Source organism: Pseudomonas sp. NFPP28, from assembly GCF_900115535.1.
In the GTDB taxonomy this organism is placed as follows: Bacteria; Pseudomonadota; Gammaproteobacteria; order Pseudomonadales; family Pseudomonadaceae; genus Aquipseudomonas; species Aquipseudomonas extremorientalis.
In genome coordinates this window covers 336083-363008 of sequence record NZ_FOWT01000006.1, presented here as the reverse complement: position 1 = coordinate 363008, position 26926 = coordinate 336083, and the positions used below count along the sequence as shown (strand labels likewise).

Sequence of the window (26926 nt, the reverse complement as noted above, 5' to 3'; positions counted from 1 at the left end):
GGTAACAAAGGGATGCACAAATGTCACCAGTTGGTGACATAGTGCCCAGCCCCGATGGCACTGGCCATGCTGGGTGCCAAGGGCAGTGCAGGCAGCACTACCGCTTGCCAGGCATGGTACAGGTCCGGCTTGCCGCCCCATATTTTGCTGCTGGGTTGGTTATGCGGGCTGAGTTCGTGATGCCAGCTGCCGTTGATGCGGTCGATGAAGTGGGTTTCGCAGAATTCCCAGAAGCGCCGGTACCAGGTTTCGTAATGCGATTCGCCGGTGCGTTTGAGCAGGGCCTGGGCAGCAGCGCTGGCTTCGGCGTGAGTCCAGTGCAGGCGCTCGCGCACCACCGGGCGGTGGTTCCAGTCGAGGGTGTAGACGATGCCGGGGGCACCATCCACCGCCCAGGCGTACTCACAGGCACTGGCGAACAGGCCTTTGGCGTCGGTCACCAGCCACTCGGGTGTGGCGAGCCCGGCTTGCAGACGCGCGGCCTCAAGGTGCAGCACCAGCCGCGCCCACTCGAAGCCATGGCCGGGGGTAATGCCGTAGGGGCGGAAGCCATCGGCGGGATTGTCTTCGTTGTAACCGAGCAAGGGTTGCCAGCCTGTATCGAAATGCTCGATCACCATGAACTGGTTGCCGGCGGCATGGGTATGGATCACGCGCTCGACGATCCGCAGCGCACGGTCCAACCAACGTGTATCGCCGGTCACATCGGCCAGGGCGAGGAAGGCTTCGGTGGCGTGCATGTTGCTGTTGGCGCCGCGATAGGCTTCGACGCCGCTCCAGTCCTGGGCAAAGGACTCGAGCATCACGCCCTCCTCTTCACTCCAGAAGAACTGGTCGATGATATGGATGGCGTCATTCAGCAAGTGTTGCGCGCCGGGAGCGCCCGCCACCACTGCAGAGCTGGCGGCCAGGGCCACGAAGGCGTGCAGGTACGCGGCCTTACCACGGTTGCCGTCGACGGCGTGGGGTGCGGCGAACCAGCCGCCATGCTCACTGTCGCGCAACGGGCCGTTGAGGGAGGCAACCCCGTGTTCAATCAGTTCGGCATAGCCAGGCAACCCCATGGCGTGGGCCATGGCGAAACTGTGAGTCATGCGGGCGGTGTTCATGGTTTCAGCGCGGGCATCGGCCGGCAGCCGGCCTTTGTCGTCCAGGTTGCCAAAGCCATCGGGCAGTCGAGACGCCTTGGCAAACGCCAGCAGGCGCTGGCCTTCGGCAGCGAGCCAGGCGTGATGGGCAGGCGCGTTCAGCCAACTGCTGGCAGGCAGTGGTTGGGTGGTCATGGGTGGCCCTTATTATTGTTTGTGGGATGACCGGAGTCTAAACAAGGGCGCACTGGGAGCAAGTAACGAAGGGGATGGGAAATGTCACCGAGTGGTGACATTTCTACAAGAGACCTCATTGCCCGAGCGGGGTAACTCTCGCCGGCGCGTTAAGTTGTTGGTTGAGGTTCTGCACCTGGCTCTGCAAGGTGGTGATATTACGCGTGGTCTGGATGCGGAACACGTCGAACTCCTTGTTGGTAGGCGCATCACTGTTGGCCGACGCGTTGTCCTGGGCGCTCTTGAGCACCACGAGGTCCTGTTCGATCCGGGCGATGGCGGCGCTGGGGTTACCCTGTTTCTTCAAGGCGGCCACGTCAGCGGCCAGTTCCTTGATCTCGGTATCGCGCTTGCCGGCGTCAACCTGCGCCGCCTTGAGGGTCGCCACGGCGTCGGTCAACGCCTGGACCTGGCCTTGCAGCTTGCTGTTGGCGTTGGACAGGTCGGTGGTGCTGGCGGTCATTTGCGCCAGGCGCTTGTCCAGCTCGGTGGCCTGGCCGGCCACGCCGATCTGCTGTTTACCCTGCTCCAGCAACTGGCTTTCAAGCTGCTTGATCTGCAGTTTCAGCGCTTCGCTGCCGTTGTTGACGCTGGCCTCGCTGGCCACCACCTTGCCGGAAATATCCTGCAGGCGCCCCGCCGCTTCTTCGCTGATGCGCGCAAAGCTCTCCTGGGTGGCAACCAACTGCTGGCCCATCAGGGAGATCTGCTGGAAGCTCCACCAGGCCAGGCCCGCAAAGGCGATCAGCAGCGCGCCGATCAAGGCCCACAACGGGCCGGTGCTGGCGCTCTTGACCTTGACCACCTTGGTGTTACGCGAACGCACTGAGGTGGCCGGGGTAGGTTCGAAGTCATCGTCATCCCCGACATCCGCCCGCAGGCTGGGAACGTTGTCGAAATCGTCTTTAGCATCGTTGCGCATGTATCAACCCTGAATCGGTGAGGTGGCGAGCGACGGGAGTATAAACCGCGTTCCCGACGCCCTGATCGACCCGGAACGCCGAATTCGGTTCCCGAAGTGTTGCCTGTTGTGTTCTTACTTCAACCCAGGGTCCTGGGCCTTCCACCAACTGCAAAACTCGTCGAGGGCGGTCCACAGGCTGACCTTGGGCTCGTAGTCCAGATAATGCCTGGCGCGGCTGATGTCGAGGGTGAAATCTTTGTTCATCACTTGCATGCCCAGGCGCGACAACGCCGGCTCGGGACGACCGGGCCACATCGCGCAAAACGCTTCGTTGAGTGCTGCCACGCTGTAGGACAAACCGTAGGACCGATACCGCGTCACCTGCGGCAATTCCATTTGGCGCATCACGTAGTTCACCACATCCCACACCGGCACTGGCGCACCGTTGCTGATGTTGTAGGCCCTGCCCAGCGCCGAGCCCGTGGCGAGCAAACTGCTGAGCAGCGCTTCGTTGAGGTTGTGCACGCTGGTGAAGTCGACCTTGTTCAGACCATCGCCGACGATGGCCAGGCGATTCTTGCGCTGCATTTTCAGCAGGCGCGGGAAGATACTCATGTCACCGGCGCCCGTGACGAAGCGCGGACGCAAGGCCACGACTTCGAGGCCGAACTCCTGGGCACCGAACACCTTCTGTTCGGCCAGGTACTTGGTGGCGGCATAGGGGTGCTTGAAGCGCTTGGGCACTTGCTCCTCAGTCAGCCCCAGGTGATCGCGCCCATCGAAATAGATCGACGGCGACGACAGGTGCACCAGCCGGCCCACGCGCTCCTTGAGGCAGGCCTCGACGACATTTTCGGTGACCAGCACATTGCCCTGATGAAAGTCCTGATACTTGCCCCACAGCCCGACGGCGCCGGCGCAATGCACCACGGCTTCGACATCGCGGCAGAGATCGCGCACCAGGTCGGCGTCATTCAAATCACCCTGGATAAACTCGGCGCCGCGCCTGACCAGGTGTTCCACACCTTCGGCACGTCGCCCGTTGACCCGCACGTCCAGGCCCTGCTCCAGGGCGAAACGCGCAAAGCGCCCGCCGATGAAGCCGCTTGCGCCGGTGACCAGAATCTTCATGTATTACCCCGTGTGCTTTCGTTTTTCATCGCTGTTGCCTTGACGCACGCCATCACTCCAACGGCACCAACCACTGCCCGCATGCCTGGGCCAGATGGTCGGTCAACAAGCCCAGCAGTTGCCCGCCACTGCGCCAATGATGCCAGTACAACGGCACATCGATGGGCTTATCTGGCAATAACTCGACCAACAGGCCCTTTTGCAGTTGGTCGCGCACCTGCAATTCCGGCACCAGCCCCCAACCCAGGCCCGCTTCGGTCAGGCGAATAAAGCCTTCGGACGATGGGCATAAATGGTGTTCGAAGCCGCCATCCACGCCCAGGGATGCCAGGTAGCGGTGTTGCAGGAAATCATCCGGGCCAAAAACCAATGCCGGGGTGCGTGCCAGTTGGTCGGCGCGCACGCCGTCGGGAAAGTGCCGGGCAATAAAGGCCGGGCTGGCCAACGCGCGATAACGCATGGCCCCCAGCAGCAGGCTGCGTGCCCCGGCCACCGGGCGCTCGCTGGCGCAGATACAGGCCGCCACTTCACCGGCGCGCATGCGCTTGAGGCCTACGGTCTGGTCCTCCACCACCAGATCCAACAGCAGATGCTGTTCGGCGCAAAAACCACTGACGGCCTCGGCCCACCAGGTGGCGAGGCTGTCGGCGTTCAACGCGATACGCAGGCGCTCGGGCATGCCTTCCTCATCCAGGGACGGCACCTGGCTTTGCAGGTCGCGCTCCAGCAGGCGCACCTGTTGCACATGGTTGAGCAGGCGACGGCCGATATCGGTGGGTGTCGGCGGCGTGGCCCGCACCAGTACCGGCTGGCCGATACGCGCCTCCAGCAACTTGATGCGCTGGGAGATCGCCGACTGCGACAACCCCAGCACCTGGGCGGCGCGCTCGAAGCCCGCCTGCTCCACCACCGCCGCCAGAGCGGAAAGCAATTTATAGTCGAACATCAGTTTCTCTAATGAGCGATCAGCAATATTGGTTTTTCTTATACAGCCTGCGCCATGAGAATAGCCAGCATCGCTTCTCTCTTTATAAGGAACCTCCCATGGCTGGCGAAACCGCCCTGGCTACCCTGCTGCGCAGCATGAGTCCTCATCTGAATGACGGCGACTACGTATTCTGCACCCTGCCCGATCAGCGAATCCCTGCCGATTGCGAGGTGATCGGCAGCTTCCGCGAACAAGAAGGCCTGACCCTGATCGTCGAACGCCAACAAGCGGAACAGGCTGGGCTGGCCTTCGACTACGTCGCCGCGTGGATCACCTTGAATGTGCACTCGGCCCTGGAGGCCGTGGGCCTGACCGCCGCCTTCGCCAGTGCCTTGGGCAAGGCCGGCATCAGTTGCAACGTGATTGCCGGCTATTACCACGACCACCTGTTCGTCGGCCGTGCCGATGCCCAGCGTGCCATGCACGTGTTGCAGCAACTGGCGGCAAACGCGGAGTAGACCCTATGTGGCAAAGCTACCTGAATGGTTTGCTGGTCGCCCTCGGCCTGATCATGGCCATCGGCACCCAGAATGCCTTTGTCTTGGCGCAAAGCCTGCGCCGTGAACATCATTTACCCGTGGCAGCGCTGTGTGTGGTGTGCGATGCGCTGCTGGTGGCCGCCGGGGTGTTCGGCCTGGCGACAGTGCTGGCGCAGAGCCCGATACTGCTGGCGATCGCACGCTGGGGCGGCGCGGCTTTCCTGATCTGGTACGGGGCCTGCGCACTCCGCCGGGCCTGTTCGAAACAGAGCCTGGACCAGGGCGGCAACCTGCAGGTGCGCTCGCTGCGCGCGGTGCTGCTGAGCGCGCTGGCCGTCACCCTGCTCAACCCTCACGTGTACCTGGACACCGTGTTGCTGATCGGCTCGCTCGGCGCCCAACAAACCGAACCCGGCGCCTACGTCGCCGGCGCGGCCAGTGCGTCGCTGCTGTGGTTCGCAACCCTGGCGCTCGGCGCGGCGTGGCTGGCCCCCTGGCTGGCACGCCCGGCCACCTGGCGCCTGCTGGACCTGTTGGTGGCGGTGATGATGTTCAGCGTGGCCTATCAATTGATCAGTGCCTGAGGAATATTCCAAAACGCTCTGGAACCTCTATCCCACACAGTTGTTGCGTGGTTTTGCCACAACCCCGGTGCTATGATCCTGACCCTGCGCCGCAAAGAGTACAAACTCCCCGGCGCTTGTTTGGCCGCCCGTGATCGGCCTTGCGCTCACCGCAACTGACCTGATTAGGAGATTTATCATGGCTTTCGAATTGCCGCCGCTGCCCTACGCACACGATGCCCTGCAGCCGCACATCTCCAAGGAAACCTTGGAATACCACCACGACAAGCACCACAACACCTATGTCGTGAACCTGAACAACCTGGTGCCAGGCACCGAGTTCGAAGGCAAGACCCTGGAAGAGATCGTCAAATCCTCTTCGGGCGGTATCTTCAACAACGCTGCCCAGGTCTGGAACCACACCTTCTACTGGAACTGCCTGGCGCCAAACGCTGGCGGCCAACCCACCGGCGCGCTGGCTGAAGCCATCAACGCTGCGTTCGGTTCGTTCGACAAGTTCAAGGAAGAGTTCACCAAGACCTCCGTCGGCACCTTCGGCTCCGGTTGGGGCTGGCTGGTGAAAAAGGCTGACGGTTCCCTGGCCCTGGCCAGCACCATCGGCGCCGGCAACCCGCTGACCAGCGGCGACACCCCGCTGCTGACCTGCGACGTCTGGGAACACGCCTACTACATCGACTACCGCAACGTGCGTCCAAAGTATGTGGAAGCGTTCTGGAACCTGGTCAACTGGAAGTTCGTGGCTGAGCAGTTCGAAGGCAAGACCTTCACTGCCTAAGCAACGCTTGCAGTAAAAAAAGCCCGGCGAATCAGGCTGTGTGAAAACCTAGCAATCTGCCGCCCGGTTTAAGAAAATGCCCGTATCGCAAGATACGGGCATTTTTCTTATGCGCTATATCCAAGGTGAAGACCGTACTCAAGGCGCTCTGTTTCCAGTCTCACTGGACGAAAGTGCGGTCGACGCGAAACACCGCCTGATCGTGCATCACGAAGTAACCCAGGAAGGTACTGATAACCGTCAGCTTGAGCCGATGGCGGCCAGTTCCAGGCGTGTGAAGATGCTGGTATCACCCCCTTTGTCCCGCCCAATCGAGCTGTAAATACCCAGGGTGGTGAAGAGCAAAATCTTGATCGCACACTTTTCAGTTACGACGAGGAAAGTGATAGCTACCACTGCCCCAACGGCACGGTACTCACGCTTAAAGCGCTCAACAAAGGCGACCGGAAATGGCACTTGCGATACAGGCGTACAACCTGAAACGAGCCATAAACGTGCTGGGTGTGCAAAAGATGATGGGGTTGATGGGCTGAAAAGCCCTTTTTCATTATCCGAAACCTAAAAAGCAAATGCCCCGATAAGTCGGGGCATTTGCTTTTGACCGGCGCAGGCTGCGTTTTCAGACAGCCTGGAATGCCGGTTTTTTTGCGCAACATATAGTCATTCAGGCTCAGGAACTCAGCCATTGTCATTTGCCACGTATTCAGTGAGACGAATTGAGGTCTCTTACCTGTCGGAGAAATAACAATGACTATTGGTGCACTGGCACAACTTCCCGTAGTGGGTGATCTGGTGAAAACAGGACTTCCTGTGGTTGGCGACATAGTCAAAGCGGTCGCGCCGCTGCTGCAACCCTTTGCCGATGCCCTGGCTAAACAGATTGCCGGCAAAGAGGAAGAGCCCCCAAGCAAAACCATTGAGCTCCCCATGGAGAAAGGCGCAGGAAAAATAGCCATCAGCTTCAAGCAATAAGCACTGACTGAGTTAAAGAAGAAACCAAGGGGTGGCGGGAGCGCCTCTCTCCGCCCCCCCCTGATGACATAGGATCGAAACGTACAGATACGCCCAGTCAGAACCGGATTTGCGGTTGTTTGCTGACACCGCTTCCTGCCAAATCGATTGCACCGCCCACCATGTCCCTCGCGGCATCCGTAGCCACTTTTGCTGCCTGACCTGCAACGGATAGAACCACGGGGGCCACGGCGGCGGCGACGGGTGCCAGTGCTGCGGCGGCTATTGCTACGCTCATAAGTAAATACTCCGATATTCAATGAAAGGCACATTCCTCTCCCGCCCTGAGTGGGCATTTCCAAGGAGAGGGTTCCATGTCTCATGACCTTTTTGCGGCTGACCCAATGTCCCTTTGACTGCCAACCCCAGATTGCCAATACTCATGGCATATTGAAGGCCACCCGCATGAGACAAGGAATGCCCCTTTGAAGCTGGAACTCAAAAACAGCTTGTCGGTGAAGTTGCTACGGGTTGTGCTGCTGTCGGCATTGATCGTGGGCGTCGTGCTGAGCGTGGCGCAGATCGTGTTCGATGCCTACAAGACACGCCAGGCCGTAGCCGGTGATGCCCAGCGCATCCTCGACATGTTTCGCGACCCCTCGACCCAGGCCGTCTACAGCCTGGACCGCGAGATGGGCATGCAAGTGATTGAGGGCCTGTTCCAGGATGACGCGGTGCGCATGGCGTCCATCGGCCACCCCAACGAAACCATGCTGGCGGAAAAAAGCCGTGCCTTGCAGCAAGCGCCCAGCCGCTGGTTGACTGACCTGATTCTCGGCCGGGAACGCACCTTCACCACGGCGCTGGTGGGCAAAGGCCCCTACAGCGAGTATTACGGCGACCTGAGCATCACCCTCGACACCGCGACTTATGGCCAGGGCTTTATCGTCAACTCGGTGATCATCTTCATTTCCGGGGTGTTGCGTGCCCTGGCCATGGGCCTGGTGCTGTACCTGGTCTATCACTGGCTGCTGACCAAGCCGCTGTCACGGATTATCGAGCACCTGACGTCGATCAACCCGGACCGGCCCAGCGAACACAAGATCCCGCAGCTCAAGGGCCACGAGCGCAACGAGTTGGGGCTGTGGATCAACACCGCCAACCAATTGCTCGAATCCATCGAACGTAACACCCATTTGCGTCATGAGGCCGAAAGCAGCCTGTTGCGCATGGCCCAGTACGACTTCCTGACCGGCCTGCCGAACCGCCAGAAACTGCAGGAGCAACTGGACAAGATCCTCATCGACGCCGGCCGTCGACAACGGCGCGTAGCGGTATTGTGCGTGGGGCTGGATGACTTCAAGAGCGTCAACGAACAGTTCACCTACCAGGCCGGTGACAAATTGTTGCTGGCCTTGGCCGACCGATTGCGTGCCCACAGCGGCCGCCTCGGCGCACTCGCCCGATTGGGCGGCGACCAGTTCGCCCTGGTACAGGCCGATATCGACCAGCCTTACGAGGCCGCCGAACTGGCACAAAGCATTCTGGACGACCTGGAGGCGGAGTTCGCTCTCGACCACGAAGGTATCCGCCTGCGCGCCACCATCGGCATCACCCTGTTCCCGGAAGACGGCGACAGCACCGAAAAGCTGCTGCAAAAAGCCGAACAGACCATGACCCTGGCCAAGACCCGTTCGCGCAACCGCTATCAGTTCTACATCGCCAGCGTCGACAGCGAAATGCGCCGCCGCCGCGAGCTGGAAAAAGACCTGCGCGAAGCCCTCAGCCGCGACCAGTTCCACCTGGTGTACCAACCGCAGATCAGCTACCGCGATCACCGCGTGGTCGGTGTGGAGGCGCTGATCCGCTGGCAGCATCCAGAGCATGGCCTGGTACCGCCGGACCTGTTTATCCCGCTCGCTGAGCAGAACGGCACCATTATTCCGATTGGCGAATGGGTGCTGGACCAGGCCTGCCGGCAATTGCGCGAATGGCACGACCTGGGCTTCACCGACCTGCGCATGGCGGTCAACTTGTCCACCGTGCAACTGCACCACACCGAACTGCCACGGGTGGTCAATAACCTGATGCAGATCTACCGCCTGCCGCCGCGCAGCCTGGAACTGGAAGTCACCGAAACCGGCCTGATGGAAGACATCAGCACCGCAGCCCAGCATCTGCTGAGCCTGCGTCGCTCCGGGGCGTTGATTGCCATCGATGACTTTGGCACCGGTTACTCATCCCTCAGCTACTTGAAAAGCCTGCCCCTGGACAAGATCAAGATCGACAAGAGCTTCGTCCAGGACCTGCTGGACGATGACGACGATGCCACCATCGTGCGCGCGATCATCCAACTGGGCAAAAGCCTGGGCATGCAGGTGATCGCCGAAGGCGTGGAAACCGCTGAGCAGGAGGCCTATATCATCTCCGAGGGCTGCCATGAGGGTCAGGGTTACCACTACAGCAAACCCTTGCAGGCCAGGGAGTTGGCGGCATTTCTGAAGCAGTCGGAGCGTAACAACGCCGTCATTCTTTGACCGGCCAAAACGATACTGAATATTTCCCGCGTATAACCCTTTACACAAAATGCAAATCTTTCGCATTATGTCGCAGTTTTTGCGCTCCCCCCCGCGCGCCCCATCAACAACCGAAGCAGGATGTTCGCCATGATTCGTATGCCCCTGGCCACCGCCAGTCTGCTGGCCATTGCCATTTCTCTCGCCGGCTGTGGCGAAGGTAAAGACAAGGCCGCAGCGCCACAGGCGCCGACCCCGGCTGCCAGCACTACCGCTCCAGCGGCTGCCACCCCTGCCGGTCAGGTCGACGAAGCGGCCGCCAAGGCCGTGGTCGCGCATTACGCAGACATGGTATTTGCGGTCTACAGCGATGCCGAGTCCACCGCGAAAACCCTGCAGACCGCGATCGACACGTTCCTCGCCAAGCCGAACGACGAAACCCTGAAAGCCGCACGTACCGCCTGGATCGCGGCCCGCGTCCCGTACCTGCAGAGCGAAGTGTTCCGCTTCGGCAACACCATCATCGACGACTGGGAAGGCCAGGTGAACGCATGGCCGCTGGACGAAGGCCTGATCGACTACGTCGACAAGTCCTACGAGCACGCCCTGGGTAACCCGGGCGCCACCGCCAATATCATTGCCAACACCCAGATCCAGGTCGGCGAAGACAAGGTCGACGTGAAGGACATCACGCCGGAAAAACTCGCCAGCCTCAATGAGCTGGGCGGTTCCGAAGCCAACGTCGCCACCGGCTACCACGCCATCGAATTCCTGCTGTGGGGCCAGGACCTGAACGGCACCGGCCCAGGCGCCGGCAACCGTCCGGCGTCGGACTACCTGACGGGCGACGGTGCCACCGGTGGCCACAACGAGCGCCGCCGCACTTACCTGCGTGCCGTGACCCAACTGCTGGTCAGCGATCTGGAAGAAATGGTCGGCAACTGGAAACCCAACGTCGAAGACAACTACCGCGCCACCCTGGAGGCAGAACCTGCCACCGACGGCCTGCGCAAAATGTTGTTCGGCATGGGCAGCCTGTCCCTGGGCGAACTGGCCGGTGAGCGCATGAAGGTGTCCCTGGAAGCCAACTCGCCGGAAGACGAACAGGACTGCTTCAGCGACAACACCCACAACTCGCACTTCTACGACGCCAAGGGCATCCGCAACGTCTACCTGGGCGAGTACACCCGCGTCGACGGCACCAAAATGACCGGCGCCAGCCTGTCGTCCCTGGTGGCCAAGGCCGACCCGGCTGCCGACACCGCCTTGAAAGCGGACCTGGCGGCGACCGAAGCGAAGATCCAGGTCATGGTGGACCACGCCAACAAGGGTGAGCACTACGACCAGTTGATCGCGGCCGGCAATGACGCGGGCAACCAGATCGTGCGCGACGCCATCGCCGCATTGGTCAAGCAGACTGGCTCGATCGAAGCGGCAGCGGGCAAGCTGGGTATCAGCGACCTGAACCCGGATAACGCTGATCACGAGTTCTGATCCAGGTGGGAGGGGGCTTGCTCCCGATAGCGGTGTGTCAGTGAAGCAGGTGTTTACTGACACATCGCCATCGGAGGCAAGCCCCCTCCCACATTTGACTGCATTGCCTCAAACCCCGGTTTACATGCCCCGCACCCCAGGTAGAATGGCGCCTCTGCCCTACCTCGAGCGAATTTCATGGCGTTGCCGACCCTGCGTATCATCGGTTTCATCATCGGCATCTTCCTGATCACCCTCGCGATCGCCATGGTCGTGCCCATGGCCACCCTGGTGATTTTCGAACGCACCAGCGACCTGCCTTCGTTCCTGTGGGCCAGCATGATCACCTTTCTCGCCGGCCTGGCCCTGGTGATTCCCGGTCGCCCCGAGCATGTGCACCTGCGCCCGCGGGACATGTACCTGCTGACCGTCAGCAGCTGGGTGGTGGTGTGTGTCTTCGCCGCGCTGCCCTTTCTGCTGACCCAGCACATCAGCTACACCGACTCGTTCTTCGAAAGCATGTCCGGCATCACCGCCACCGGCTCCACGGTGTTGAGCGGCCTGGACACCCTGTCGCCGGGCATCCTGATGTGGCGCTCGCTGCTGCACTGGCTCGGTGGTATCGGTTTTATCGGCATGGCGGTAGCGATCCTGCCGCTGCTGCGCATCGGTGGCATGCGCCTGTTCCAGACCGAGTCCTCGGACCGCTCGGAAAAAGTCATGCCCCGCTCGCACATGGTGGCGCGGCTGATCGTGGCCGCCTACGTGGGCATCACCATCCTTGGCAGCCTGGCGTTCTGGTGGGCGGGCATGGGCCTGTTCGATGCAATCAACCACGCAATGTCGGCGATTTCCACCGGCGGTTTCTCCACCTCGGATGAGTCCCTGGCCCATTGGAAACAACCGGCGGTGCACTGGGTGGCGGTGGTGGTGATGATTCTCGGCAGCCTGCCGTTCACCCTGTATGTGGCCACGTTGCGCGGCAACCGCAAGGCACTGATCAAGGATCAGCAGGTACAAGGCTTGCTCGGTTTGCTGATCGTGACCTGGTTGGTGCTCGGTACCTGGTACTGGTGGACCACCAACCTGCATTGGCTCGATGCCCTGCGCCATGTGGCGTTGAACGTGACCTCGGTGGTCACCACCACCGGTTTCGCGTTGGGGGACTACAGCCTTTGGGGCAACTTCTCACTGATGCTGTTCTTCTACCTGGGGTTTATCGGTGGTTGTTCGGGCTCGACAGCCGGCGGGATCAAGATCTTCCGTTTCCAAGTCGCCTACATCCTGCTCAAAGCCAACTTGAACCAGCTGATTCACCCGCGCGCGGTGATCAAGCAGAAGTACAACGGCCATCGTCTGGACGAAGAGATCGTGCGTTCGATCCTGACGTTTTCGTTTTTCTTCGCCATCACCATCTGCGCCATCGCCCTCGCTTTGTCGCTGCTGGGCCTGGACTGGATGACCGCCTTGACCGGCGCCGCCAGCACGGTGTCCGGTGTCGGCCCGGGCCTGGGGGAAACCATCGGCCCGGCGGGCAACTTCGCCAGCCTGCCGGATGCGGCCAAATGGATCCTGTCATTGGGCATGCTGCTCGGTCGACTGGAGATCATTACGGTCTTTGTTCTGTGTATTCCGGCTTTTTGGCGTCACTGACAACCGAGGATTCCAACAACCGCGTCCGGTATTCACCGGGCGTGGCATCGAACCAGCGACGAAACGCACGGAAGAAGTTGCTCGGGTCGGCAAAACCCAACAGGTAAGCGATTTCCAGTAAGGTCATGCTCGGCTGTGCCAGGTATTGCTCGGCGAGTTCGCGTCGGGTGTCGTCGAGCAGGGTCTGGAAGCTGGTGCCCTCCTCTTGTAGCCGCCGCTGCAAGGTGCGCTGGGACAGGTGCAACGTCTGCGCCACCACTTCACGCTTGGGCTCGCCTTGGGGCAACAGCCGGCACAGCACTTGCCGCGCCTTGTGGGTCACGCGGCTTTCCGAGAAACGCGCCAGGTATTCACCGGCAAATCGATCATGCAACAGCGCCATGGCCTCGTTGGCCGTGGGCAGCGGCGCTTCCATGTCGGCCCGCTCGAAAATCAACGCGTCGTAGGGCGCGTTGAACTCCAGGGGTGCGTGGAAGGCTTGTTTGTACGGGCCAAGGTCCGCCGGCTGATCACCTTGCAGCACCACCTTGCGTGGCTGCAGGGTGCGGCCGGTGAGCCAGCCACACAGCGCCAGGGCACTGGCCAGCGAGGCTTCGGCGCTTTGCCGGGTCGGCGGCAGGTGATCCCCGTGCACCGTCAGAATCAGCGCATACCCTTCGGGGATCAGTCGGAAACTCAGGTCGGCACTTTCAGCGATGATGCGCTGGTAACGCACCAAGCGCATAAAACCCTCGGCGAGGGTGTTGCTGGACATCAGCGCATAGCCGGCCACATGAAACGACGCCGGGCGCACCACCTTGCCCATGTTCAGACCGATCGCCGGATTGCCCGACAGCTCCACCGCGCGCTGCCACAGGCGGGTCATGCAATCCTGTGGAAACCGCGCATCGGGGTCATTCAGGGCGGCGTAGTCCAGGCCCAACTGCCTGAACAAGGCGCGGCAATCCAGGCCGTCCATTTCCAGTGCCTTGACTATCCCCATCGCCCAGCTTGCAGAAGTTGTTCGTTCGCTCATGGCGTCTTCTTAATAAAGCAGGCTCAAACGACAGCCAGGAAGCCAAGGATACTAAAGTGGCATCTATTGTCACTGGCTGTTACTACTGATCACTCTAGACTCAAATAAGCTCCCCGCCGAACATCTGTTGGGCGGCATAACAATCAAAGGGCCAGCCACTGTGGAAAACGTCAAGCGATTCAATAGCTTTGCTGAGTTCTACCCCTATTACCTGGCCGAGCACGCCAACAGTACCTGCCGGCGCCTGCATTTCATCGGTACCACGCTGGTAATCGGCATTCTGGCGTATGCCATCGGCCGCGGTTCGTTGGGTTTGCTGGTGGCGTTGCCGATTGCCGGCTACAGCTTTGCCTGGGTCGGCCACTTCTTCTTCGAAAAGAACCGCCCGGCGACCTTTCAGCACCCGTTTTACAGCTTGTTGGGGGACTTTGTGATGTACCGCGACATGATTCTGGGCAAGGTGCCGTTCTAGGCGAACGACCGTTTAAACGATGAAAGTTCCTGCATCCGGCGACATAAAAATCTTTTTGTCATTTGCGGTGCTGTATCCTGCCAAGGCTTTTTGAGAGCGCGGAATCACCTGCGATTGAAAAAACAGACCTTGCGAGGAGCGACCACGATGCACGAGATACCTAATCTCCCCTTCCCAAGCCTGCACCCTACAGAGCAGCCAACACCGCAGCAGGCCAGCGATAAACAGCCTGAGGCCAAAAAAGAAGCCAAACCAGTCGACAGCAAAAGCCAGGACTGACGCCGTACCAGACCGTGTGGAAAGCGCAATGTTGAGCGCTTTCCACACTGCCTGAATGAATCGAGGCCCCGCCATGACCGATACCCTCCCCGACAACCCGGACACCGCTGTACTCGACGCTGCCCTGCAGATGGTCGAGGTGTGGAACCGCCTCAGCGTGGAGAAACAGGCCGTACTGCTCAAGCGTTTCGGCACCCAGGAAAACGCGCTGGCCGCCCTGGTCACCACCCAACTGCTGGCCGCTGCGCGCGCCTGAGGTCTTTTTGATCCGAGGTTTTTGTGTTTTAGCGCCCTGCGCGAAGCAAACCACCGGTATCATTAGCAACCTATCTTTACCTGCTGCGACAGTGGACCCCTCCCATGCTCGATACCCAGCGCCCCATGGCGGTCACGCTGCAAGTTGTTTCCATCGTCCTGTTCACCTTCATCGGCTACCTGAATATCGGCATCCCCCTGGCCGTGTTGCCGGGCTATGTCCACAGTGAGCTGGGCTACGGCGCGGTGATTGCCGGCCTGGTGATCAGCGTGCAATACCTGGCTACCCTGCTGAGCCGCCCGTACGCGGGCAAGATCATCGACAACCTGGGCAGCAAGCGCGCCGTGCTGATAGGCCTGGCCGGCTGCGGCCTGAGCGGCGTGTTCATGCTGCTCGCTGCGTGGTTCTCCAGCCTGCCGGCCTTGAGCCTGGGCAGCCTGTTGATCGGCCGCCTGGTGCTGGGCAGCGCGGAAAGCCTGGTGGGCTCGGGCGCCATCGGCTGGGGCATCGGCCGGGTCGGCGCGCAGAACACCGCCAAGGTCATTTCCTGGAACGGCATCGCCAGCTACGGCGCACTGGCGGTCGGTGCACCGTTGGGCGTCGTGCTGGTGAAGAGTTTCGGGCTGTGGAGCATGGGGGTCAGCATCATCCTGCTGGCCATCGTCGGCCTGCTGTTGGCCTGGAACAAGGTCGCCGCACCGATCGTGGCCGGCGTGCGCCTGCCCTTCATGAATGTGCTGGGCCGGGTATTGCCCCACGGCTGCGCGCTGGCGCTGGGCTCGATTGGATTTGGCACCATCGCGACCTTCATCACCCTGTACTACACCACCCAGCACTGGGATAACGCGGTGTGGGCCTTGAGCCTGTTCGGCGCCAGCTTTATCGGTGCACGTCTGCTGTTCGGCAACCTGATCAACCGGATCGGCGGGTTTCGCGTGGCGATTGCCTGCCTGTCGGTGGAGATCCTCGGCCTGCTGTTGCTGTGGCTCGCCCCGGATGCCAGCCTGGCCCTGGCCGGCGCGGCGTTGAGCGGGTTTGGCTTCTCCCTGGTGTTTCCCGCCTTGGGCGTCGAAGCCGTCAACTTGGTACCGGCGTCCAGCCGGGGCTCGGCGGTGGGGGCTTACTCGCTGTTTATCGACCTGTCGCTGGGCATCACCGGCCCGCTCGCCGGGGCCGTGGCGGCAGGCTTCGGCTTTGCGTCGATCTTCCTGTTCGCCGCCCTCGCCGCCGTGGGTGGCTTGCTGCTCAGTGTTTACCTGTACCGACAAGCGCCAAAAGCCCGTGAGGCACGTGGCGACTAAAAGTCGACCTTGCCACGCCCGGCCTTGATGCTGCCGCGCTTGGTCTTGGATTCGAGGCGACGCTTTTTCGAGCCCAGGGTCGGTTTGGTCGGGCGGCGCTTCTTCTCCACCTTGGTCGCACTGAGGATCAACTCCACCAGGCGCTCCAGCGCATCCGCGCGGTTCTGCTCCTGGGTCCGGTATTGCTGGGCCTTGAGCACCAGCACGCCCTCACTGGTAATCCGACTGTCGCGCAGCGCCAGCAAACGCTCCTTGTAGAACGCCGGCAGCGACGACGCCGGGATATCAAAGCGCAGGTGCACCGCACTCGACACCTTGTTGACGTTCTGCCCACCGGCGCCCTGTGCGCGAATGGCGGTCAGCTCGATCTCGGTGTCGGGCAGGTGGACGTTGTTGGAAATTACCAGCATGAGCGGCAGCTACCTCGAATGGAGAAGCTCAAGGATACGCGAATGCGCACTCCCTCCGTCCTCTAAGCAGCAAACCCGGCACACGGCCGGGTTTGCTTGATCACGGATTACGCTTACTTAACTGCGGGCACTGCCGCGTCCAAGGCTTGCTGCGCACGACGCTTGTTCTTGATCCAGTAACACACCGCCATAAACGCCACCCACACCGGTATCGCATACACCGACACCTGGATGCCCGGAATCATCAGCATGATCACCAGGATAAACACCACGAACGCCAGGCACACGAAGTTGCCGTAGGGGTACCACAATGCCTTGAACAACGGCACCTGGCCGGTGCGGTTCATGTGCTGGCGGAACTTGAAGTGCGAGAAGCTGATCATCGCCCAGTTGATCACCAGCGTAGCCACCACCAGGGACATCAGCAGTTCCAGCGCGTGCTGCGGGATCAGGTAGTTCATCAGCACCGCCACCAGGGTGATCGCCGCCGAGGCGAGGATGGAACGCACCGGCACGCCGCGTTTGTCGATCCTGGCCAATGCCTTGGGCGCATCGCCCTGCTCGGCCATGCCCAGCAACATGCGGCTGTTGCAGTAAGTGCCGCTGTTGTACACCGACAGCGCCGCTGTCAGGACCACAAAGTTGAGAATATGCGCGGCAGTGTTACTGCCGAGCATCGAGAACACCTGCACGAATGGGCTGCCGCTGTAGGCGTCACCCGAGGCGTTGAGGGTCTCCAGCAGGCTGTCCCACGGCGTCAACGACAACAGCACAACCAGGGCGCCGATGTAGAAAATCAGGATGCGGTAGATCACCTGGTTGATCGCCTTCGGGATCACGGTGCGCGGTTTGTCCGCCTCGGCAGCGGTGAAGCCGAGCATTTCCAGGCCGCCGAAGGAGAACATGATGATCGCCATGGCCATCACCAATCCGCCGACGCCGTGAGGGAAGAAGCCGCCGTGTTCCCACAGGTTGGTCACCGAGGCCTGTGGCCCGCCACTGCCGCTGACCAGCAGGTAGCTGCCCAATGCGATCATGCCGACGATGGCCACCACCTTGATGATGGCGAACCAGAACTCGGCTTCACCGAACACTTTGACGTTGGCCAGGTTGATCAGGTTGATCAGCACGAAGAACGCCGCGGCCGAGACCCAGGTCGGAATCTCCGGCCACCAGTAGTGCACGTATTTGCCGACGGCGGTCAGTTCCGACATGCCCACCAGGATGTACAAAATCCAGCAGTTCCACCCCGACAGGAAGCCGGCGAAACCGCCCCAGTACTTGTGGGCAAAGTGGCTGAAGGAACCGGCGACCGGCTCTTCGACGATCATTTCGCCAAGCTGGCGCATGATCATGAAGGCAATGAAGCCGCAGATGGCATAACCCAGAATCATCGACGGCCCGGCGGATTTGAGCACCCCGGCCGAGCCGAGGAACAGGCCGGTACCGATGGCGCCACCGAGGGCGATCAGCTGGATATGCCGGTTTTTCAGGCCGCGTTTCAGCTCGCCTGAAGAGGAATGGGGTCCACTCATGAAAAGGGTCTCACGCAAGGTTTGAGAATTTTGACTGCAGGTTGCTGCGTTGAATCAACGACTCAAGCAGCGCCGCTCAAACCCCAGCGCAGGCACCAGGAGTACAGCGTCTTTCTTACGGTCATGCGTCACCTGTTTGTTTTTATCTGTGACGAAATCGAACCCGTCCGGCTCATGGCCAGGCGGAGTGATCAGGGTGGGTGAACCCTGAGGTCTTGTCCTTTTGCGTGGTTACGCAAGGGGGTCACAGTAAAACGCGGCGGATTGTACACCGCTCGACAGCTTGGAGGCGCCCGCGAAAAGCGAGTGCGACGATCTGTCAGGTAATTCTTACAGGGCAAAAAAGGTCAATGATGCCGACATTTACTCGTAAATTAATCGTTACAGCACGGAAAATTAACGTTACAGCCATGATCTTCATAAAAATTGACGGTAGGAAGATTCTGACCCAGCAGTCGCTTCAGCCGCCTGTATTTACTCAAGAAAAAATCAAATGGGAAAAACAGAACAAAATATCTAAATGAAACCGTGTCAATAAAAATTTTGCATTTTGAAACACTCTCTCCTAGGTTCATCCCACTTGCTGACGAAGCCCGTTGGCAAGCCGTTCTCAAACACCGTCCTCTAGGAGATACACCATGCAAGCACTGGAAAACGACCTGGAAACCGAACTGCAACTCGACGACTGGTTTGAAGCACCGACCCATGACGCCGCCGTTGAGATGATGCAAGCCGATGCCGTTGTGCCATTTGGCACCGCGATGTGGCCCTTCTAAAACCGGCACGCTCCCGGCAGGTGCCGCGCTCGGCACCTGCTCCCTTACCCAAGGCACAGAAGGATGTACGTCATGGACAAGGCCCGCGCCGTCGAACACTTTCTCTACTACCTCGCGCACCATCCGGCCCTCAGTGGCTTGAGCCGCCCCACCGTGCTGCTGGGCCATACCGAGCGCTACGACGCCATCGCCCAGGCGATCACCCAGGGCAGCGCCGCGCGTTTCAACTTCCAGGTGCAGCGCCTGGACCTCGCCGCCAGCGACACCCTGGCCACTGCCATCGAAGCCTGCGACCTGTACCTGTTTCTCTACGATTCCTCCACCCTGCCCAACCCACGCGCCGAAGGCCCGGACTTCATCCGTGCCCTGCAGGGCGTGATGGCCGAGCACTGGAAAAAATCCCTGCTGTTCAAGGATTACGGCGACTATTTCTACGACACCTTCAGCGTCGAGCCGCAGCGCATCGCCGACCTCAACGCCACGCTGATTCGGCGCATGTCCCAGGCCAACGTGCTGAGCTTTACCGACAAACATGGCTCGCGGCTGGAAGCGCCAATGAGCAGCATCAAGAAGTGGACCAATATCAACGGCGTCGGCAACCACGACCTGGCGCCGGGTGAGATCGCCACGCACAGCGAAGCGATCAATGGCCAGGTGCGGTTTGTCGGCACCTTTCTCAGCACTATCCCGTTCGCACGCAAATACGGCGTGCTGGAGTCACCGCTGGAGCTGTGGATCGAGAACTCGACCATCTGCAGCGTGGCCAGTGAAGTGCCGGGGTTGGCCGATGATTTCAACAAGTACCTGAATGCCAATCCGTCGAACCGGCGTGTGGAAGAGTTGGGGATTGGTACCAATGAAGGGGTGAAGGATCTGTATGCGCGCAACGCCGGGTTCGAGGAGCGCCATTGCGGGTTGCACCTGGGACTGGGAGGTGGGCAGAAAGGCAGCCATCATCTGGATCTGATCTTTGCCAGTGGGGTGTTGGCGCTGGATGACAAGCCGGTGTTTGACGGGGCCTTTGCGTTCTGAGCAAAGCTTTAACTAACACTGAAAATCTGAATGTGGGAGGGGGCTTGCCCCCGATGGCAGTCGGTCAGTTGATGTATGTGGTGGCTGCCATACCGCTATCGGGGGCAAGCCCCCTCCCACAGTTGAATGCATTTCAAATTCAGATAAAAAAAAACGCCAACTTGAGGGTTGGCGTTTTTTATGCGGCGATCAAATCACTGCGGCTTCTTGCGACCAAAACCAGGACGCTGGCCGGAACCGGCCGGTGCGCCACGGCGCTTGCCAGACGGCTCGTCCGCGACCAGTTTCGGGCCAGGGCGCTTGTTCGCCGCCGGCCTGGCTGGACGCTTGGTGCTGGCGTTGTCGGCTGGGCGATCCTCTTCACCCCGGTTGCTGCGACCACCGGCCGGGGCCGGACGCGGTGCACGCGGCGCACGCTCGCCTTCCTGACGCGACGGCGCGGTTGGGCGGCGTTCACCTTCGATCTGCGGCTCTCGGGAGATACGACCGCCAGTCGCCGGTGCATTCAACGCAGGTCGCAGGGTGCGGGCAACACGCTCGGTGCGCGCCACCGGGCGCGACGATTTACGCTGCATCCGCTCAAGCTTGTCTTTGCTCTTGGCATTCATCTGCGGCATCGCCACCGGCGTCAGGCCGACTTCGGCGCTGAGGATGTCGACTTCGTACTGGCTCATTTCGCGCCAGCGGCCCATCGGCAGGTCGGAGTTGAGGAACACCGGACCGAAACGCACGCGCTTCAGGCGGCTGACCACCAGGCCCTGGGATTCCCACAGGCGACGCACTTCACGGTTACGGCCTTCCATCACCACGCAGTGGTACCAGTGGTTGAAACCTTCGCCACCCGGTGCCTGCTTGATGTCGGTGAACTTGGCCGGGCCGTCTTCCAGCACCACGCCCGCCTTGAGGCGCTCGATCATCTCGTCATCGACTTCGCCGCGTACACGCACGGCGTACTCGCGGTCCATCTCGTAGGACGGGTGCATCAGGCGGTTGGCCAGCTCACCGTCAGTGGTGAACATCAGCAAGCCGGTGGTGTTGATGTCCAGACGACCGATGTTGATCCAGCGGCCTTCTTTGGGTTTGGGCATCTTGTCGAACACGGTCGGACGGCCTTCCGGGTCGTCACGGGTGCAGATCTCGCCATCGGGTTTGTTGTACATGATCACGCGGCGCACCGATTCGGCGGCCTCTTCACGCTTGATGACCTTGCCATCGATGGTGATTGCGTCGTGCAGGTCGACGCGCTGGCCGAGGGTAGCCTCGACGCCGTTGACCTTGATGCGCTTCTGGGTGATCCAGGCTTCGACGTCGCGGCGCGAGCCCACGCCGATACGCGCCAGCACCTTTTGCAGTTTTTCGCCTGCTGGGCCGATTTCCTGGCTGTCGTTCTGGTCTTTGTCGTTCATCTTAAGCACCTCCCGGTGGGTCGATTCAGGCATGGCCTGAAGAGTGTTGAAAGCGGGGCTTTGGCCGAATAGCTCGGCAAAGGGTCGCGAATCATACGCGCATGGCGCGCGTTGCGCATCAGAGACTAGTCGATTAGTGGCCGGTCGTCGGTTTTTCCGCCGACCGGTGAGCCATGTGGGGTCCGGGTCAATCTTCGAACTGGCGGCGCTCGGCCTCAATGGCTTCAGCCAGGGCCCGGGCTTCGTCTTCTTCGTCGCTCAACGGCGGCTGTTCGAGGGCGGCGACGGCGGCCAGGAGTTTTTCGCGGGCTTCAGCGACGCCGAGGATGTCTTCTTCAGGGTCGGGTTCCGGCTCGGGGTCAACGGTTTCCTGGGGTTCTGCCTCAGTCACACCGTCACGCAACAAGTCATCAAAGTCGGTCTTGATGCCCTGCTCCATGTCGTCCAGTTCCAGCAGCAAGGTATGGAAACTGGTTTCGTCCTTCGGCTCTTCCGGCTCTGCCGTCGCATCGGCGAGCTCTTGCAGGCTGGCCGGCACCGGGGCATCGTCGAAGTCGAGCACCGGCTCCGCTTCCATCTCGCGCAATTCGGCCAGCGGCGGCAAGTCGTCGAGGTTTTTCAGGTTGAAATGGTCGAGGAACACCTTGGTGGTGGCAAACATCGCCGGTTTGCCGGGCACGTCACGGTAACCGACGATGCGGATCCACTCGCGCTCCAGCAGCGTCTTGACGATGTGGCTGTTGACCGCCACGCCCCGCACGTCCTCGATCTCGCCCCGGGTGATGGGCTGGCGATAGGCGATCAGCGCCATGGTCTCCAGCATCGCCCGCGAGTAGCGCTGGGGGCGCTCTTCCCACAGGCGGCCCACCCAAGGGGAAAATTTCTCACGAATCTGCAGGCGATAACCCGACGCCACCTCGCGCAGTTCGAACGCACGACCGTCGCAGGACTTGCGCAGAATCTCCAGCGCCTTCTTGAACACTGGCGGTTCGGGGCGTTCGGCTTCTTCAAAGAGTTCGAACAAGCGTTCCAGGGATTGCGGTTTGCCCGACGCCAGTAGGAAAGCTTCCAGCAGCGGTGCCAGTTCGCGGGGTTCAGTCAGATTCATCGATTCAGCTCGTTATTCGGCTCGCGCCCGCACGTGGATAGCCGCAAAAGGCTCATTCTGGACCAGCTCGACCAGGGACTCCTTGACCAGTTCGAGGATCGCCATAAACGTCACCACCACTCCCAGGCGCCCTTCTTCGGCGGTGAACAGCTCGACAAACGGCACGAAACCACCGCCCTTGAGGCGCTCCAGTACGTCGCTCATGCGCTCGCGGGTGGACAGCGCCTCGCGGCTGACCTGGTGACTTTCAAACATATCGCCACGGCGCAGCACCTCGGCCATGGACATCAGCAATTCTTCCAGGCTCACGTCCGGCAACAGTTTGCGCGCACGGGCCTCGGGGGCATCCAGCTTGGGCACCACCACGTCGCGGCCCACCCGGCTCAGGCCATCGATGCCTTCGGCGGCGGCCTTGAAGCGTTCGTACTCCTGCAGGCGGCGGATCAGTTCGGCGCGCGGGTCATCTTCTTCGGCTTCCACCGTCTCCGAGCGCGGCAGCAGCATGCGCGACTTGATCTCGGCGAGCATGGCAGCCATCACCAGGTACTCGGCGGCCAGCTCCAGACGCACCGACTGCATCAACTCCACATAGCCCATGTACTGACGGGTGATCTCCGCCACCGGGATGTCGAGGATGTTGATGTTCTGCTTGCGGATCAGGTACAGCAGCAAGTCCAGCGGGCCTTCGAACGCCTCAAGGAAGACTTCCAGCGCGTCCGGCGGAATGTACAGGTCCAGAGGCATTTCCATGACCGCCTGGCCATACACCATGGCAAACGGCAGTTCCTGCTGGGCCCCCGCCTGGCTGTCGACGGTTTCCACGGCCGACATTCAGGCCTCGACCATGAACGGAGCCGGATCGCCGCAACCCACGCGGATCACTTCGGGTTCGCCGTCGGCCAGGTTGATCACGGTGGAGGCCTTGTTGCCGCCATAGCCGCCGTCGATGATCAGGTCGACGTGCTTTTCCAACAGCCGGCGCATTTCGTAAGGATCGTACAGCGGCTCGACTTTACCCGGCATGATCAACGACACGCTCATCAACGGCTCACCCAGCTCTTCGAGGAGCGCCAGGGCAATGGGGTGCTCTGGCACCCGCAGGCCGATGGTGCGCTTCTTGGGGTGCAGCAGCAGGCGCGGCACTTCGCGGGTAGCGTTGAGAATAAAGGTGTAGGGCCCCGGCGTGTGCGCCTTGAGCAGGCGGAAGGTGCCGGTGTCGACCTTGGCAAACAGCCCCAATTGGGACAGGTCGCTGCAGATCAGCGCGAAGTTGTGCTTGTCGTCCAGCTGACGCAGGCGTCTTACCCGCTCGACCGCACCCTTGTCGCCGATCTGGCAACCAATGGCGTAGGACGAGTCGGTGGGGTAGATCACCACGCCGCCGGCGCGGATGATCTCGACGGCCTGTTTGATCAGGCGCGCCTGGGGGTTTTCCGGATGAATCTGGAAGAATTGACTCACGTGTTCTACCTGTTCAGACGGTGGCAATAATGGGGTCATGCTTGAATCGCCCCCACAAGAGCGGCAAATCTTCCGGGACGGGGCGATACTCGCCGATCTCGGACCAGCCGCCTGGGCCATGAAAATCACTGCCGGCGCTGACCAGCAGACCAAATTCGCGGGCAAGAATCGCCAGGCTGCCGACCTGTTCGGCGGGTTGATGCCCGTTGACCACCTCGATTGCGTGGCCGCCCGCTCCAATATAGTCGGCAATCAGCTTGCGGCGCTTGCTGCGGGTGAAATCGTAGTGCCAGGGATGGGCCAGGCTGACCCAGGCCCCGGAGGTGCGCAGGGTCTCGACGGTGTCTTCCAGGGTCGGCCAGTGTTGCTTCACATCCCCCAACTTGCCGGCGCCCAGCCATTTGCGGAACGCTTCGGCGCGGTCCTTTACAAAACCTTCACGTACCATCCAGTCGGCAAAGTGCGGCCGGGCCGGTGCGTTACCGCTGTCACCCAGTTCCTGCTGGATGGCGCGGGCGCCGTCCAGGGCACCGGACATACCTTTAAGGCCGAGTTTGCGGCTTATTTCTTCGGACCGCAGCCAGCGGCCATCGTGCAGTTGGGCGATGGCTTCAACCAAAGGCGGGGCGTTTTGATCAAAACCGTAGCCGAGCACATGAATGGTGGCGCCGCCCCAGGTGCAGGACAATTCCACACCGTTGACCAACTGCATGCCCAAGGCATGCGCGGCTTCCCGGGCTTCGTCGAGGCCTTCGAGGGTGTCGTGGTCGGTCAACGCCAGGACTCGCACGCCTTTTTCAAACGCACGCGCAACCAGTACCGCGGGCGCCAGGGCGCCGTCGGAGGCCGTGCTGTGGCAGTGCAAATCAACATTCACGGGGATCTGTAACCTCAAGTCAGCTGGCGCTTTCGCTACCAAGGATGTTTGTTATTATGCCGCCACATCCAGCTTCTGGCTCTTACTGTGAAACAATTCATCGACTTCATCCCGCTGTTGCTGTTTTTCATCGTTACCAAGCTCGACCCCAGGGTCATCGAAATCGCCGGTCATGCGTTCTCGTTCGGGGGCATCTACAGCGCCACCGCCGTGCTGATCATCAGCTCTATCGTCGTCTACGGCGCCATTTTCATCTCCCAGCGCAAGCTGGAAAAAAGCCAATGGCTCACCCTGGTCGCATGCCTGGTATTCGGCGGCCTGACCCTGGCGTTCCACAGCGAAACCTTCCTCAAATGGAAAGCACCGGTGGTGAACTGGCTGTTCGCCCTGGTCTTTATCGGCAGCCACTTCATCGGTGACCGTCTGCTGATCAAGCGGATCATGGGCCATGCGCTGACCCTGCCGGATCCGGTGTGGACACGCTTGAACGTTGCGTGGATCGTGTTCTTCCTGTTCTGCGGCGCCGCCAACCTGTTCGTGGCCTTTACCTTCCAGGACTACTGGGTCGACTTCAAGGTCTTCGGCAGCCTGGCCATGACCGTGCTGTTCCTGGTCGGCCAGGGTATCTATCTGTCGCGCCACCTGCATGACGTCGCCCCTACCACTCCGAAAACCGAGGATTGACATGCTCTACGCCATCATTGCCACCGACGTTGCCGACTCGCTGGAAAAACGCCTGAGCGTGCGCCCGGCCCATGTCGAGCGCCTCAAGCAGCTGCAGGCCGAAGGCCGTATCGTGCTGGCGGGTCCACACCCTGCGGTAGACAGCAACGACCCAGGCGACGCCGGGTTCACCGGTAGCCTGATCGTCGCCGAGTTTGCCTCCCTGGCCTTGGCCCAGGCCTGGGCCAAGGCTGATCCTTATGTAGCTGCCGGCGTTTACGCCGACGTCGTGATCAAGCCGTTCAAGCAAGTCCTGCCTTGATCACGGCCACGCCGAACCTAATCGGTTCGGCGCGCTCCTAATTGCTCATTATTCTCGGTAACCTGCCGACAACGTTCTGAATATTCGTGTGGAATCAGGAGTTCCGATGCGCTTACGTCAGTTGTGTCTGTTGGCAGTGGTAATGATCGGGGCTACGGCCCACGCTGAAGAAACCTCGAACACCGGCAGTTCCACGCCTCTGTCCTTGAGTGCCGGCGCCCAGATCACCGAGTTGCAGCAGCGGTTGAAAGAAAGCGAACGCCAGCGTGAAGAATTGAGCAAGCAACTGCAAAACGTAGAGGCTACCCGCGAAAGCGCCCAACTGAGTCGCCTTCGCCAAGAGAACCAACGCCTGGCCCAGCAACTCAAAGAAACACAGGGCGGCGCCTTGACCCGATGGCTGACCGAGCAGCAACAATGGTTCGTCACCGGTGGGGCCGTCGCGCTGATCGCCTTGCTGTGCGGGATCTTCGCCAGCGGTGGGCACCGTCGCCGTCGACAATGGCTAAATTGAGTGAGTCATGAGCGAGCTGTTACTGATAGATGATGACCAGGAGCTCTGCGAGCTGCTGACCAGTTGGTTGAGCCAGGAAGGCTTCCAGGTGCGTGCCTGCCATGATGGCTTGAGCGCCCGCAAAGCCTTGGCCGACAGTGCCCCGGCCGCGGTGGTACTCGACGTGATGCTGCCCGACGGCAGCGGCCTGGAACTGCTCAAGCAATTGCGAAACGACCACCCGGAGCTGCCGGTGCTGATGCTCTCGGCACGCGGCGAACCGCTGGACCGCATCCTCGGCCTGGAACTGGGCGCCGACGATTACCTGGCCAAGCCCTGCGACCCACGCGAGCTTACCGCCCGGCTGCGCGCCGTGCTGCGCCGCAGCCACCCGGCCGCCGTGTCCACCCAGCTCGAATTGGGCGACCTGTGTTTCAGCCCGGTGCGCGGCGTGGTCAGCATCGATGAACAGGAATTTTCCCTCACCGTCTCCGAAAGCCGCCTGCTGGAAGCCTTGCTGCGCCAGCCCGGCGAGCCGCTGGACAAACAGGAACTGGCGCAGATCGCCCTGGGTCGCAAGTTGACCCTTTACGATCGCAGCCTGGACATGCACGTGAGCAACCTGCGCAAAAAAATCGGCCCGCACCCGGACGGACGGCCACGCATCGTGGCGTTGCGCAGTCGGGGTTACTACTACAGCCTGTAAAAACACGCGGGGTCCATTCTGATGCAACAAGCCCAGCT

At 61.0% G+C, this 26926-nt stretch carries 29 protein-coding genes and 1 pseudogene; 17 read left to right on the top strand and 13 right to left on the bottom strand.

Translation table 11 applies throughout. The features are described from left to right. Positions 1–23 precede the first annotated feature (23 nt). The 4 genes from BM110_RS18125 to BM110_RS18110 all read right to left on the bottom strand — a co-directional run bounded on the left by BM110_RS18125 (position 24) and on the right by BM110_RS18110 (position 4303). Positions 24–1283, bottom strand: a complete 1260-nt coding sequence (locus BM110_RS18125) for a D-mannose isomerase (protein ID WP_093513926.1) — start codon at positions 1281–1283, stop codon at positions 24–26. Positions 1284–1398: 115 nt separating this feature from the next. Further along, positions 1399–2244: an ATPase gene (locus BM110_RS18120; protein ID WP_071489439.1), complete on the bottom strand. Its 846-nt coding sequence runs from the start codon at positions 2242–2244 to the stop codon at positions 1399–1401. 114 nt (positions 2245–2358) lie between these two features. Next, positions 2359–3357 carry an NAD-dependent epimerase/dehydratase family protein gene (locus BM110_RS18115; RefSeq protein ID WP_093125323.1) on the bottom strand — a complete coding sequence of 333 codons (999 nt, stop codon included), beginning with the start codon at positions 3355–3357 and terminating at the stop codon, positions 2359–2361. Between the two features lie 52 nt (positions 3358–3409). After that, positions 3410–4303 (bottom strand): LysR family transcriptional regulator ArgP, encoded by an 894-nt coding sequence (locus BM110_RS18110; RefSeq protein ID WP_071489437.1) that lies wholly within the window; start codon positions 4301–4303, stop codon positions 3410–3412. Positions 4304–4401: 98 nt separating this feature from the next. Between BM110_RS18110 and BM110_RS18105 the strand changes: the two genes are divergently transcribed. The 8 genes and pseudogenes from BM110_RS18105 (at position 4402) to BM110_RS18065 (ending at position 12776) form a co-directional block, all read left to right on the top strand. Continuing rightward, positions 4402–4803: an ACT domain-containing protein gene (locus tag BM110_RS18105; protein ID WP_093513925.1), complete on the top strand. Its 402-nt coding sequence runs from the start codon at positions 4402–4404 to the stop codon at positions 4801–4803. Between the two features lie 5 nt (positions 4804–4808). Continuing rightward, complete coding sequence (locus BM110_RS18100) at positions 4809–5408, top strand: LysE/ArgO family amino acid transporter (protein WP_092246970.1); 600 nt, start codon at positions 4809–4811, stop codon at positions 5406–5408. A gap of 178 nt (positions 5409–5586) precedes the next feature. Then, positions 5587–6183, top strand: a complete 597-nt coding sequence (locus tag BM110_RS18095) for a superoxide dismutase (protein ID WP_003212997.1) — start codon at positions 5587–5589, stop codon at positions 6181–6183. 169 nt (positions 6184–6352) lie between these two features. After that, positions 6353–6630 (top strand): annotated as a pseudogene (locus BM110_RS18090) (IS5/IS1182 family transposase); the annotation flags it as partial. A 300-nt stretch (positions 6631–6930) separates the two neighbouring features. Then, on the top strand, positions 6931–7155 hold the full coding sequence (locus tag BM110_RS18085) for a hypothetical protein (protein WP_092246967.1): 225 nt from the start codon (positions 6931–6933) through the stop codon (positions 7153–7155). Between the two features lie 464 nt (positions 7156–7619). Next, positions 7620–9671 (top strand): putative bifunctional diguanylate cyclase/phosphodiesterase, encoded by a 2052-nt coding sequence (locus BM110_RS18075; RefSeq protein WP_092246961.1) that lies wholly within the window; start codon positions 7620–7622, stop codon positions 9669–9671. Positions 9672–9800: 129 nt separating this feature from the next. Continuing rightward, positions 9801–11144, top strand: coding sequence for an imelysin family protein (locus BM110_RS18070; RefSeq protein WP_093513924.1), 1344 nt, complete (start codon positions 9801–9803; stop codon positions 11142–11144). Positions 11145–11321: 177 nt separating this feature from the next. Further along, entirely contained in the window at positions 11322–12776 is a 1455-nt protein-coding gene (locus BM110_RS18065; protein ID WP_071489431.1) for a TrkH family potassium uptake protein, read from the top strand. On the opposite strand, the gene BM110_RS18060 is transcribed toward BM110_RS18065, so the two are convergent. After that, on the bottom strand, positions 12733–13791 hold the full coding sequence (locus BM110_RS18060) for an AraC family transcriptional regulator (protein WP_093513923.1): 1059 nt from the start codon (positions 13789–13791) through the stop codon (positions 12733–12735). The genes BM110_RS18065 and BM110_RS18060 overlap by 44 nt on opposite strands. A gap of 160 nt (positions 13792–13951) precedes the next feature. Here BM110_RS18060 and BM110_RS18055 point away from each other — a divergent pair, with 160 nt between their 5' ends. Further along, positions 13952–14263, top strand: a complete 312-nt coding sequence (locus BM110_RS18055; RefSeq protein WP_092246957.1) for an Mpo1-like protein — start codon at positions 13952–13954, stop codon at positions 14261–14263. A 12-nt stretch (positions 14264–14275) separates the two neighbouring features. Here BM110_RS18055 and BM110_RS29620 read toward each other — a convergent pair whose 3' ends face one another. After that, positions 14276–14617: a hypothetical protein gene (locus BM110_RS29620; RefSeq protein WP_156682176.1), complete on the bottom strand. Its 342-nt coding sequence runs from the start codon at positions 14615–14617 to the stop codon at positions 14276–14278. Between BM110_RS29620 and BM110_RS18050 the strand changes: the two genes are divergently transcribed. Continuing rightward, the gene (locus tag BM110_RS18050) at positions 14616–14798 is read left to right on the top strand and encodes a hypothetical protein (protein WP_093513922.1); all 183 of its coding nucleotides are present in this window, start codon (positions 14616–14618) and stop codon (positions 14796–14798) included. The genes BM110_RS29620 and BM110_RS18050 overlap by 2 nt on opposite strands. A gap of 104 nt (positions 14799–14902) precedes the next feature. After that, positions 14903–16099: an MFS transporter gene (locus BM110_RS18045; protein ID WP_093125311.1), complete on the top strand. Its 1197-nt coding sequence runs from the start codon at positions 14903–14905 to the stop codon at positions 16097–16099. Here the strand turns inward: BM110_RS18045 and arfB are convergent. Both arfB and BM110_RS18035 read right to left on the bottom strand, forming a co-directional pair. Continuing rightward, on the bottom strand, positions 16096–16509 hold the full coding sequence (gene arfB / locus BM110_RS18040) for an alternative ribosome rescue aminoacyl-tRNA hydrolase ArfB (protein WP_093125308.1): 414 nt from the start codon (positions 16507–16509) through the stop codon (positions 16096–16098). The two genes, BM110_RS18045 and arfB, sit on opposite strands and share 4 nt — an antisense overlap. 113 nt (positions 16510–16622) lie before the next feature. Then, entirely contained in the window at positions 16623–18044 is a 1422-nt protein-coding gene (locus tag BM110_RS18035; RefSeq protein WP_092246945.1) for an amino acid permease, read from the bottom strand. Between the two features lie 638 nt (positions 18045–18682). On the opposite strand from BM110_RS18035, the gene BM110_RS29615 reads away from it, so the two are divergent. Then, positions 18683–18820, top strand: a complete 138-nt coding sequence (locus BM110_RS29615) for a hypothetical protein (RefSeq protein ID WP_163034543.1) — start codon at positions 18683–18685, stop codon at positions 18818–18820. A 72-nt stretch (positions 18821–18892) separates the two neighbouring features. Continuing rightward, the gene (locus BM110_RS18030) at positions 18893–19852 is read left to right on the top strand and encodes a CgnE/CgnB domain-containing protein (protein ID WP_093513921.1); all 960 of its coding nucleotides are present in this window, start codon (positions 18893–18895) and stop codon (positions 19850–19852) included. Positions 19853–20046: 194 nt separating this feature from the next. On the opposite strand, the gene rluB is transcribed toward BM110_RS18030, so the two are convergent. From rluB to BM110_RS18005, 5 genes are all read right to left on the bottom strand, one after another. Beyond that, a complete protein-coding gene (gene rluB, locus BM110_RS18025) occupies positions 20047–21258 on the bottom strand; it encodes a 23S rRNA pseudouridine(2605) synthase RluB (protein ID WP_093513920.1) in 1212 nt (403 codons plus the stop codon). 187 nt (positions 21259–21445) lie between these two features. Then, positions 21446–22366: an SMC-Scp complex subunit ScpB gene (scpB, locus tag BM110_RS18020; protein ID WP_093513919.1), complete on the bottom strand. Its 921-nt coding sequence runs from the start codon at positions 22364–22366 to the stop codon at positions 21446–21448. A 12-nt stretch (positions 22367–22378) separates the two neighbouring features. Beyond that, on the bottom strand, positions 22379–23077 hold the full coding sequence (locus tag BM110_RS18015) for a segregation and condensation protein A (RefSeq protein WP_164365898.1): 699 nt from the start codon (positions 23075–23077) through the stop codon (positions 22379–22381). A gap of 120 nt (positions 23078–23197) precedes the next feature. Next, positions 23198–23827 (bottom strand): L-threonylcarbamoyladenylate synthase, encoded by a 630-nt coding sequence (locus BM110_RS18010; protein ID WP_093125290.1) that lies wholly within the window; start codon positions 23825–23827, stop codon positions 23198–23200. A 13-nt stretch (positions 23828–23840) separates the two neighbouring features. Beyond that, positions 23841–24704, bottom strand: coding sequence for a PHP domain-containing protein (locus BM110_RS18005; protein WP_092246932.1), 864 nt, complete (start codon positions 24702–24704; stop codon positions 23841–23843). Between the two features lie 87 nt (positions 24705–24791). Here BM110_RS18005 and BM110_RS18000 point away from each other — a divergent pair, with 87 nt between their 5' ends. From BM110_RS18000 to BM110_RS17985, 4 genes are all read left to right on the top strand, one after another. Next, positions 24792–25388, top strand: coding sequence for a septation protein A (locus BM110_RS18000; RefSeq protein WP_071489418.1), 597 nt, complete (start codon positions 24792–24794; stop codon positions 25386–25388). Position 25389: 1 nt separating this feature from the next. Next, a complete protein-coding gene (locus tag BM110_RS17995; RefSeq protein ID WP_092246929.1) occupies positions 25390–25689 on the top strand; it encodes a YciI family protein in 300 nt (99 codons plus the stop codon). A gap of 106 nt (positions 25690–25795) precedes the next feature. Continuing rightward, positions 25796–26203 (top strand): SH3 domain-containing protein, encoded by a 408-nt coding sequence (locus BM110_RS17990; protein WP_092246926.1) that lies wholly within the window; start codon positions 25796–25798, stop codon positions 26201–26203. A gap of 7 nt (positions 26204–26210) precedes the next feature. After that, positions 26211–26888 (top strand): response regulator transcription factor, encoded by a 678-nt coding sequence (locus BM110_RS17985; RefSeq protein ID WP_071489415.1) that lies wholly within the window; start codon positions 26211–26213, stop codon positions 26886–26888. Positions 26889–26926: the final 38 nt, after the last annotated feature.

Excerpts from the sequence above, each read along its gene's own strand:
- BM110_RS18120 (WP_071489439.1), bottom strand. The coding sequence starts at position 2,244 with ATGCGCAACGATGCTAAAGACGATTTCGACAACGTTCCCAGCCTGCGG.
- BM110_RS18050 (WP_093513922.1), top strand. The coding sequence starts at position 14,616 with ATGACCGATACCCTCCCCGACAACCCGGACACCGCTGTACTCGACGCT.
- BM110_RS18110 (WP_071489437.1), bottom strand. The coding sequence starts at position 4,303 with ATGTTCGACTATAAATTGCTTTCCGCTCTGGCGGCGGTGGTGGAGCAG.
- BM110_RS18105 (WP_093513925.1), top strand. The coding sequence starts at position 4,402 with ATGGCTGGCGAAACCGCCCTGGCTACCCTGCTGCGCAGCATGAGTCCT.
- BM110_RS17985 (WP_071489415.1), top strand. The coding sequence starts at position 26,211 with ATGAGCGAGCTGTTACTGATAGATGATGACCAGGAGCTCTGCGAGCTG.
- BM110_RS18065 (WP_071489431.1), top strand. The coding sequence starts at position 11,322 with ATGGCGTTGCCGACCCTGCGTATCATCGGTTTCATCATCGGCATCTTC.
- BM110_RS18095 (WP_003212997.1), top strand. The coding sequence starts at position 5,587 with ATGGCTTTCGAATTGCCGCCGCTGCCCTACGCACACGATGCCCTGCAG.
- BM110_RS17995 (WP_092246929.1), top strand. The coding sequence starts at position 25,390 with ATGCTCTACGCCATCATTGCCACCGACGTTGCCGACTCGCTGGAAAAA.
- rluB (WP_093513920.1), bottom strand. The coding sequence starts at position 21,258 with ATGAACGACAAAGACCAGAACGACAGCCAGGAAATCGGCCCAGCAGGC.
- BM110_RS18035 (WP_092246945.1), bottom strand. The coding sequence starts at position 18,044 with ATGAGTGGACCCCATTCCTCTTCAGGCGAGCTGAAACGCGGCCTGAAA.
- BM110_RS29620 (WP_156682176.1), bottom strand. The coding sequence starts at position 14,617 with ATGGCGGGGCCTCGATTCATTCAGGCAGTGTGGAAAGCGCTCAACATT.
- BM110_RS18085 (WP_092246967.1), top strand. The coding sequence starts at position 6,931 with ATGACTATTGGTGCACTGGCACAACTTCCCGTAGTGGGTGATCTGGTG.
- BM110_RS18125 (WP_093513926.1), bottom strand. The coding sequence starts at position 1,283 with ATGACCACCCAACCACTGCCTGCCAGCAGTTGGCTGAACGCGCCTGCC.
- BM110_RS17990 (WP_092246926.1), top strand. The coding sequence starts at position 25,796 with ATGCGCTTACGTCAGTTGTGTCTGTTGGCAGTGGTAATGATCGGGGCT.
- BM110_RS18070 (WP_093513924.1), top strand. The coding sequence starts at position 9,801 with ATGATTCGTATGCCCCTGGCCACCGCCAGTCTGCTGGCCATTGCCATT.
- BM110_RS18100 (WP_092246970.1), top strand. The coding sequence starts at position 4,809 with ATGTGGCAAAGCTACCTGAATGGTTTGCTGGTCGCCCTCGGCCTGATC.
- BM110_RS18060 (WP_093513923.1), bottom strand. The coding sequence starts at position 13,791 with ATGAGCGAACGAACAACTTCTGCAAGCTGGGCGATGGGGATAGTCAAG.
- BM110_RS18030 (WP_093513921.1), top strand. The coding sequence starts at position 18,893 with ATGGACAAGGCCCGCGCCGTCGAACACTTTCTCTACTACCTCGCGCAC.
- BM110_RS18045 (WP_093125311.1), top strand. The coding sequence starts at position 14,903 with ATGCTCGATACCCAGCGCCCCATGGCGGTCACGCTGCAAGTTGTTTCC.
- BM110_RS29615 (WP_163034543.1), top strand. The coding sequence starts at position 18,683 with ATGCAAGCACTGGAAAACGACCTGGAAACCGAACTGCAACTCGACGAC.
- scpB (WP_093513919.1), bottom strand. The coding sequence starts at position 22,366 with ATGAATCTGACTGAACCCCGCGAACTGGCACCGCTGCTGGAAGCTTTC.
- BM110_RS18115 (WP_093125323.1), bottom strand. The coding sequence starts at position 3,357 with ATGAAGATTCTGGTCACCGGCGCAAGCGGCTTCATCGGCGGGCGCTTT.
- arfB (WP_093125308.1), bottom strand. The coding sequence starts at position 16,509 with ATGCTGGTAATTTCCAACAACGTCCACCTGCCCGACACCGAGATCGAG.